Raw genomic sequence first — 1,018 nt, 5'->3', positions numbered from 1 at the left:
TCTCGCGCTTATACCTTGCTGGGACAAAAGGCTGGCTACCAAGGTGTGCTCTCGGTTGGGCGTGTGCAAACTCCGGTTCTAGGGCTTGTCGTCCGTCGAGATGAAGAAATTGAAAACTTTGTTCCGAAAGATTACTTCACGCTGCACGCATTGATCCCGTATCAAGACCAAAATGGGGCGTTTGATATTCGCGCACGCTGGAAACCCAGTGAGGCTTGCAAACCATGGCAGGATGAAGAAGGGCGAGTATTAAATCGCAAGTTAGTCGAAAACGTCGCTAATCGGATCGCGAACCAGCCAGCGATAGTGAAGGAATCAGAGCAGAAGCAAACCAAGCAATCTGCACCATTGCCATATTCATTGTCTGCTTTGCAGATTGATGCAGCAAAGCGTTATGGCATGAGTGCGCAGCAGGTGCTAGATACTTGTCAGGCACTATACGAAAAGCACAAACTGATCACTTATCCGCGTTCTGATTGTCGCTACTTGCCGTTGGAGCATTATTCTCAAGCTGGAACGGTTACATCCGCTATTGCAAACAACGCCACAGACCTGCAAAGCGCAGTGCATGGTGCCGACTTATCGATGAAGGCGAAAGCGTGGAATGACAAAAAAGTCGATGCTCACCACGCCATCATTCCAACGCCTAAGCAAGCCAACGTTAATGCGCTGTCTGGCAACGAAATGAAAGTGTATCAGCTCATTGCGCGCCAATATTTAATGCAGTTTTATCCTGCGGCTGTCTATGCCGAAGCGAAATTGGTATTCGACATCGCTGGTGGCATTTTCATTGCCAAAGGTCGTCAACTTGTTTCGTCGGGGTGGAAAGCGCTGATGGGAAAAACGGATAAAGAAGACGAAGGTATTGATGCGGTGCCACCGTTAAGTGAAGGCACGGTGTTAACATGCCGTGAAGGTGAAATTAAAGACCGAAAAACTGAGCCACCAAAACACTTTACTGAAGCCACTCTGCTGCAAGCGATGACGGGAATTGCTCGTTATGTTGCCGATAAAGAGT

The 1,018-nt window shown here is 48.4% G+C and carries 1 protein-coding gene; it reads left to right on the top strand.

The window, feature by feature from the left end; genetic code table 11:
- Nucleotides 1–1,018, top strand: a 1,018-nt coding sequence (locus tag R7190_RS25930) for a DNA topoisomerase (RefSeq protein ID WP_318137688.1), incomplete at both ends; no start/stop codon positions are given.

The sequence above is a fragment of the Vibrio sp. 1078-1 genome, assembly GCF_033340475.1.
This window is presented reverse-complemented; position numbering and strand designations above follow the sequence as displayed.